The following is a 6,880-nucleotide window of genomic DNA, read 5'->3' as shown; positions in this document are numbered from 1 at the left end:
TCAGTACTACAATAAACCCTATACAACGTTCTCGGATGTATTTAGTAAGGTAAAAGGGAAGATTCCTGTCTTCAATAGGAAACCAGTAATTCCTGTTTTTTCAAATAGATATTCAAAAATAGATTTTACTCAAACTGACTTTGATGTTGAGTTAATAAGAGGTAGATTGAAAACTGATCCAGATACGGCTTTTTTCTGGTCAGGACGAACAGATGGCATTGGAGGAATGGATGTTGCGAAAAAAATAGCAAAAAATAAAGGAGGAGTTACATTAGAATCTACGATTGATGATACGAACATTGTAATGCCTGAATGGGATTTTAATACTCCTTCAAGTGTAACAGCTTGGGAGGAAGCTTCGAATGTTTACGCAGAGCAAGTATCTGGTGAAATAAGAGCTGTAGTTGGTAGCGAACTACGACCAGGAAATATTTGGGAAAACATCGAACTATCAAGATTGAAGGCCAATCCAAATGTTACTAAGGTTACAACAATAGATCCTAAAACAGGGGTAGAAAAAATTATATTCGAGAGGTAGAAATGAAAATTACAGGAACAAGATCAACAATTACTTTTGATTTAGAGAATGGTTTCCTCATAAAAGCACAAGGAGAATTGCTGATCAATAAAAAATTTGTTGTTTATAAAGATAGTATGACACAATGGGAGCCTCCTCATGAGAATCTTCCGATAACTCAAAGAGAAATAGAAAATATTATTAATACAGCTAAAAAAATGGAGAGCAATCAAACTATTCAATTAGACTTTGTATAATTATATTGTATTCTAAGAGAAATAAATCTCTATACAAGTGGTCAGGTTGTCTATCATGGGACCAAACTCCTAGGTGGAAGTGAAGAAGATGCTCAAACTGCAAACTTTATCGGGAACATCGTAGGAGGTTATGTGGCCTCCTCAGCAACCAGCAAGTTTAGTTTGAATCAACCTATTTTTTCAAATCGATATTCAAAAATAGATTTTACTCAAAACAGAAGACCATTATAAAACATTTTAAAAAAATAGAATAGAGGTTTGAAATCCTGAAAAATAGAATTCATTACATTACGAAACTTGAAATGCAAGATCGATTGCCTTTCAGTGGCTTTGTAGCAAATTTTGATGGGAAGCAGATCCAAAACAAAGAAGAACTATTTCGTTTTCTTGAAAAAAATGTCGGACTTCCTGATGCCAATAATTGGTCATCTATTACAGATTGGCTGACAGACTTATCATGGATAAAAGCTGAAGAATACAACTTTATTCTTGAAAATTATGATAGCTTCTTAAAAGATGACTTATCATCTAAAGACTTATTTTTAGAAATTTTGGAAGAAGATATTCTTCCTTGGTGGGAATGCGATGTTGAAAAGCATGTTGTTGGCAGTAAGGTCAAGAGTTTTCAAGTTTACATAGTAGAAAATTAAAAATAGGACAAAGTTTTAAGGAGCTACCTTAAGGTAACCACTTATGTTGGATATAATCAGTACTACAATAAACCCTATACAACGTTCTTGGATGTATATAGTAAGGTAAAAGGGAAGATTCCATTCTTCAATAGGAATCCAGTAATTCCTGAGGTTAACCTTAAGGTAGATATCAATGGTAAAACTATAACAGAAACCACAAAACCTTATGATCGCGAACATATTTTACGAAATATAGAAGAAAGCAGGCTTGCGAGGGAGAATTCAGGGTTTAAAGACTTTTCAACCACGAGGCTTCAGCCGGTAGTCAAGCCTCAGCCTGCACCTAAGAATTTAGATGTTGAGGGACCAGTAGTAAATAATATTCAATCTAAATATCCCGATTTGCAAACTTATGAATATAATTCATATACAAATCCTGGTCCACTAAATGATTTAAGAGGTCAGCCTAATGTTAATTTTTATGGGGGACGGTATGATGTTGAAGTTTTGAAGTCTCCCAAAATATTATATCGAGCTGGCGACCAAAGCAATCCGCTAGGGCAATGGTTTACAGAATCAGCCCCACATTCTGAGATAGAAGTTAGAATAAATACGGCAGTAAAACCAATTTGGACAGATCGTTCAGGAAACTACACTGGCAGTTCTCCTTTAAATACAGTTTACGAAATAAAAATACCAGCTGGCACAACAATATATAGAGGACCTGTTGCGAGTCAAGGAGGCATCTATCAAGGTGGTTTGGAATATGAACAAATTTTTATTGAAACTCCGTGGAAAATAGAAGGTGTAGAGGTTATTAGCTCAAAACCATTAAATTAGTGAGGAAAGAAATGAAACGAAAAGAATTATTAGATAATATCAAATTAATATTACCACTATTAAATCAATACAATGATGGGACAATTCATGTACAAATTTCATTTTTACAAGGATTAGAATGTGCATTGGAAAATGGTGACTCACTCCCTACAATAAGAGAAATTAAAGATATCCTTTATCCTCCAAGAGGAGGTCTATCAGACTTTTTTGTTTGGAAGAATGATTATTTGGAACGACTAAAAATTAATGAAGAAATTGAAGCCTACAATAATAGATTATGGGAGCTTTTAAATCAAATAGAAAACTTGGAATCATAGTAAATGCATCAAATTTTAAAATTAGAAGCATTTCATCAATCTCATACAAGAATTCCAAGCGAAAATGAAGCATCTGCTTTTGAAGATTTTTGGAAACCAGGAGGACAAACCTTCCCAGGAAATATGCCAGAAGGCATCATGAAAGATATTAGTACCCAAAGAGGAGAACACACATGGAACATAGTAAATTAACTTGGGAAGACGTTAGTAAGTTTGAAGAAATAAAAGGTTATGGACAACATGTTTGGCGACATCATGAGAAATATTTTTTTGTTACAGATGAAGGAGGAATAGCTGAACAGAGGGTAGTCTATGAATTACCATTAGAACTATTTCAATCACCCTACCAAGTTTTTCTGAGTTACTTGAAAAGTCTAACTTAATTTGACAATTTAGGCAATAAAGAAATCCTAGACAAGCTTTTGAGCTATTCAGAAGACTTGAAATACCACTATAATCTCTATCAGCTCTTGCTTTTTCACTTTCAGAATAAGGAACCAGAGAAATTTTTTGGACTCATTGAAGACAATATAAAGAAGGTTCATTCTCTTTTTCAGACTGTCTTTAAAACATTTCTAAAGGACAAAGGGAAAATCATCAATGCCCTTCAGTTATCCTATTCCAACGCAAAATTGGAAGCGACTAATAATCTCATCAAACTTATCAAACGCAATGCCTTTGGTTTTCGGAACTTTGAAAACTTCAAGAAGCGAATTTTCATCGCTCTGAATATCAAAAAAGAAAGGACGAAATTTGTCCTTTCTCGAGCTTAGCTTTTCTTCAACCCACTACAGTTGACAAAGAGCCGTAGATTTTAGGTATTTACCTTGTCTACTTAAGAGGTATCATATCATCGAGATAAAGGTGATTTGTTTGTTCCTAAGAATTAGGTTTTAGGTTTGACTTGTGGCAACTTCTGGAAAAAGCTTGTCTAGGATTTTTGGAGTGATAGCTTGTCCAGGACCTTCAGCACAATAGGTGTGAATATACATAGCGGGATTGAAGTTGAGCTCGATACAAGTGAAATGAGGTTTTTCCTTGCTAGCAGGCTGAGTTTTATCTGGAATGATGAGGTCAACCCCGCAAGCCCAGGCCCCCATGCTAGTTGCCATAGCTGCTGCCAATTCTTGGTAAGAGGAATCTATTGTCTCAGTGACATCAATAGAGTCACCACCCGTAGAAATGTTGGAGTTACGGCGGAGATTGACCTTTTTCCCTTCTGGGAGAATATCATCAGGTGCATAACCTTGCTGAGTCAACATCAATTGTTCGATGTCTCCTAGCTTAATGATTTCCAGAGGTGAGCGGTGGTCACGGCCTCGCAATGGATTGGCATTTTTCTGAGCGACTAATTCACGAATGGTGTGTTTGCCATCACCGACAACATTAGCAGCGACACGAAGGAGGACAGACTCACAACGCCCGTCCAGAATGAAGAAACGGTATTCGGTTCCTGGGATAAATTCTTCAACAAGAACAGCTGTATCTTCTGCAAAGGCAATCTCGAGAGCTTTCTTATAGTTATCAAGGCTGGCAGGCTCTTGGAAAATGGAAATGCCCAGACCGAAGTTGGTTGATTTTGGTTTAACCACAATTTGCTTGCCCTTGATAAGAGGATAGTAGGCTAGACCTTGTTCTAGACTGGTAAATTCGTCGCCGGCAGGGACAGGGAAGCCAGCATCAGCCAGGATTTTTTTGGTCACGGTTTTATTAGCCATGGCAAGAGGAACTACATAGTTGTCTTTTGAGGTCATGTTACCATTTTTGACGTACTCAACATGATCTTTATGCCAGAGTTTAAGGAATTGATCCTGCTCATCTATGATTTCAAAATGAAGCCCTTTTTGAATGGCATCAAAGAGCAGCATCTGGGTAGAAAGTTCCATCTCCTCATAACCCTTAAGGGCATAGTGGGCAGTCCAGTCGTAATCATGATAGGCAAGCGCCTTGTCAAGGGCAAAGTCAGCTAGGGACTTGTCTTTGATATAAGGAAGAAGTTGAGCAGCTAGTGTCTGACTGGAATCTGCAAAGGCATCTTTAACTTGTTTGACCAGACCTTGATGATAGTCACCAAGCCCAAAATGTTGCACCAGTTGGTCTAGAGCTGTCGTAATGTTCTGAGTTTCAGCTTCAGAAGGTAGAGGTTCTAAAGGATGAGAGAGGGCAATTTTTTCATTCAGCGCGTGACCTTGAGCCAGAGCCTGATCAACATTTTCAGGGGCATCCAGCCAGAGGAAGGCTAGAAGGAGTAGGTGTACGGTATCCATGGTAGTTTGGCTAATACCGATACGCTCAAAGGGGTTGAGGTCGAAGTTACGGAATTCCAGGTAGGTGATTCCCTTGTCAAGGAAGGAGCGATTAACCTTTTGTCCACGGAAACGAACAGCCGAGTAAAATTCCTTTTCCGCAATCAAATCACCTTGTTCGATATAGTTTTCGATGGCAGAGACATAGTCTTCTAGGCTTGCAAAAGATACTTGTATTTCTTCCTTATTGACATAACCATGGTCGCTGTTTCGGAAGGAACGCACGAGTTCAGGCACTTCTTGGTCGAAGAAGCCTTGCTCAGCAACAGGTGCAGCACCAAAGAGATAGGTAATCACCCAACGATAGCGCAAATAGTTCTGAGCCAGCTTAAGATAGAGGGCGTTTTTGAAAGCGATTATATCAATCTGGTCACTTTCTTGGAATAGGGCTTCAACCAAATCTTTCCCTAGTTCCATATTATAGTGGATACCTGAGATAGCTTGTAGTTTAGTTCCGTATTTTTCGGCCAGGTAGTTACGATAGTGGCGTTCAAATTCATTTTCCAGTTGGGCAACTTGGATTTCTTGGGCGTTGATACGAGGAGGCATGGACAAGGGCCAGAGAAGTTCATCTTTACTGATGGAACGTCCAGCTACATCGGTAATGGCTCCAAGAAATCGACGAGCCTCAGTGGTAGATTTAGCAACTGGTGTGATGAGTTCCATCTGAAACTCACAAAAATCTGTTTGAATATAAGGGTGGAAACTTCGAGCTCCTAGGCAGGAAGGGTGAGGCGTATGTGCTAATTTTCCCTGTCTATCGACACGAAGACTTTCGCGTTCAATTCCAAAGTTAGCTTGAAGGATAGGGCTAGTAGGCTCCAGCTTTTGAAGCAGTTGATTTATAGTCATAGAGTCACCTTTTCATCTAATGTTAGTGATAGTCTATTATAAATAGGAGAAGAAAACAACTTTCCGCTACGGTTAAGGGGAATTTCCGAATGTTTTAGATACGAATTCTTAAAACCAGTTGCTTTTTAGCTCTATTATATGCAAAAATTGTAAAATGCCCACCGATTTTTATGTAAAATGTTATTTCTCTTGCAATTTAAATCAAATTAGCCTATACTAATGACGTATATATGAGAACGAAAGAATCCCTAGGGTCGGCACTGCACCCATAAAATGAGACACAAGAAAACACTCCTGTTGAATTCTGGTAAACTAGAAACAGGGGTGTTTTGTTATGGTCAAAAAGCATATTCAGTAGAAACTAAACTAGCCTGTATCGAAATGAAGAAGGCAGGCAAATCAAATAAAGTTATCATGGATACCCTCAGCATCAAAAATGCTAGTCAGGCCAAGACCTGGTAGCGATGGTATCAGAATGATGAATTGTACCGTTTCCACCAACCTGTGGGGAAACAATATACTTATGGTAATGGGATGAAACAGTTATCTGAAGTGGAACAGTTACGTTTGCAGGTAGAATTACTAAAAAAGTATCAGAACTTGATAAGAGAATCGACAAAGTAAGTCTTATCAAGCTAGTAGAAGAGTATAAGAAAACGTGCCCTGTATCGATTATTTTAGAATGTTTCGGCGTCAAACGCTCCACCTTTATCGCTGGAAACAGGAGTGTAAGAATTCTCAGAAAAGAGGCGAAATAGCAGATAATGCCTGTATCGAATGGTTTCACTCTGTTCTCAAGTCTGAAACCTTCTCTCCCCATAAGTGAAGAAACATAATTGGAGATAGTTTAACAGATATTGTCAAAAATTACATCATATTTTATAATGAAACTAGAATTCAACAAAAATTGAATGACCAGTCCCCTGTAGAGTACAGAGAATTGGTCGTAGAAGGGGTCCAGCAACCGAAGGGCGCTAGCCTTCAAATTTTCCTCCCAAAATGTGTCCAAAATATTGACAGAATTCCAACACAGAAGATTTGGCACAGAATGGATTATTTGGTTTTACGTCTTTCTTTATCCTCTTTAACCATGCTTTGCTTGTCTTGGCAGGCTGGGTAGGGTATAAGTGGAAGATAAGATGAAAAAAATGGAGAAAAC

General features: G+C 38.1%; 8 protein-coding genes and 3 pseudogenes. 10 read left to right on the top strand and 1 reads right to left on the bottom strand.

The features are described 5' to 3' along the window. The 8 genes and pseudogenes from HMPREF2918_RS06870 to HMPREF2918_RS06835 all read left to right on the top strand — a co-directional run. Positions 1-538, top strand: a pseudogene (locus HMPREF2918_RS06870) (hypothetical protein); the annotation flags it as partial. Positions 539-540: 2 nt separating this feature from the next. Then, positions 541-774 carry an Imm74 family immunity protein gene (locus HMPREF2918_RS06865; protein WP_024056346.1) on the top strand — a complete coding sequence of 78 codons (234 nt, stop codon included), beginning with the start codon at positions 541-543 and terminating at the stop codon, positions 772-774. 302 nt (positions 775-1,076) lie between these two features. Then, entirely contained in the window at positions 1,077-1,424 is a 348-nt protein-coding gene (locus HMPREF2918_RS06860; protein WP_003007812.1) for a barstar family protein, read from the top strand. Between the two features lie 87 nt (positions 1,425-1,511). Beyond that, positions 1,512-2,246, top strand: coding sequence for a hypothetical protein (locus HMPREF2918_RS11680; RefSeq protein WP_070594971.1), 735 nt, complete (start codon positions 1,512-1,514; stop codon positions 2,244-2,246). 11 nt (positions 2,247-2,257) lie between these two features. Next, positions 2,258-2,563 (top strand): hypothetical protein, encoded by a 306-nt coding sequence (locus HMPREF2918_RS06850; protein ID WP_003007809.1) that lies wholly within the window; start codon positions 2,258-2,260, stop codon positions 2,561-2,563. Positions 2,564-2,566: 3 nt separating this feature from the next. Then, complete coding sequence (locus tag HMPREF2918_RS06845; RefSeq protein WP_049516156.1) at positions 2,567-2,755, top strand: hypothetical protein; 189 nt, start codon at positions 2,567-2,569, stop codon at positions 2,753-2,755. After that, complete coding sequence (locus HMPREF2918_RS06840) at positions 2,737-2,946, top strand: hypothetical protein (protein ID WP_049516158.1); 210 nt, start codon at positions 2,737-2,739, stop codon at positions 2,944-2,946. The genes HMPREF2918_RS06845 and HMPREF2918_RS06840 overlap by 19 nt, the downstream gene beginning before the upstream one ends. 6 nt (positions 2,947-2,952) lie before the next feature. Then, positions 2,953-3,336, top strand: a pseudogene (locus HMPREF2918_RS06835) (transposase); the annotation flags it as partial. Positions 3,337-3,456: 120 nt separating this feature from the next. Here HMPREF2918_RS06835 and gshAB read toward each other — a convergent pair. Then, positions 3,457-5,721 (bottom strand): bifunctional glutamate--cysteine ligase GshA/glutathione synthetase GshB, encoded by a 2,265-nt coding sequence (gshAB, locus tag HMPREF2918_RS06830; protein ID WP_070594970.1) that lies wholly within the window; start codon positions 5,719-5,721, stop codon positions 3,457-3,459. Positions 5,722-6,102: 381 nt separating this feature from the next. Between gshAB and HMPREF2918_RS11675 the strand changes: the two are divergent. Together HMPREF2918_RS11675 and HMPREF2918_RS11810 are read left to right on the top strand one after the other, a co-directional pair. Beyond that, a pseudogene (locus HMPREF2918_RS11675) lies at positions 6,103-6,309 on the top strand (IS3 family transposase); the annotation flags it as partial. A 244-nt stretch (positions 6,310-6,553) separates the two neighbouring features. Further along, positions 6,554-6,841, top strand: coding sequence for an IS3 family transposase (locus tag HMPREF2918_RS11810; protein WP_141751594.1), 288 nt, complete (start codon positions 6,554-6,556; stop codon positions 6,839-6,841). The last annotated feature ends 39 nt before the right edge of the window (positions 6,842-6,880 follow it).

The organism is Streptococcus sp. HMSC065C01 (assembly GCF_001813525.1).
GTDB classification, from domain to species: domain Bacteria; phylum Bacillota; class Bacilli; order Lactobacillales; family Streptococcaceae; genus Streptococcus; species Streptococcus parasanguinis_V.
The sequence above is the reverse complement of the archived record's forward strand: the minus strand, read 5'-3'. Positions and strand labels throughout refer to the sequence as shown.

What these genes read in the sequence shown, in the direction of transcription:
- HMPREF2918_RS06840 (WP_049516158.1), top strand. Translation starts at nt 2,737, where the DNA reads ATGGAACATAGTAAATTAACTTGGGAAGACGTTAGTAAGTTTGAAGAA.
- HMPREF2918_RS06845 (WP_049516156.1), top strand. Translation starts at nt 2,567, where the DNA reads ATGCATCAAATTTTAAAATTAGAAGCATTTCATCAATCTCATACAAGA.
- HMPREF2918_RS06860 (WP_003007812.1), top strand. Translation starts at nt 1,077, where the DNA reads ATGCAAGATCGATTGCCTTTCAGTGGCTTTGTAGCAAATTTTGATGGG.
- gshAB (WP_070594970.1), bottom strand. Translation starts at nt 5,721, where the DNA reads ATGACTATAAATCAACTGCTTCAAAAGCTGGAGCCTACTAGCCCTATC.
- HMPREF2918_RS06865 (WP_024056346.1), top strand. Translation starts at nt 541, where the DNA reads ATGAAAATTACAGGAACAAGATCAACAATTACTTTTGATTTAGAGAAT.
- HMPREF2918_RS06850 (WP_003007809.1), top strand. Translation starts at nt 2,258, where the DNA reads ATGAAACGAAAAGAATTATTAGATAATATCAAATTAATATTACCACTA.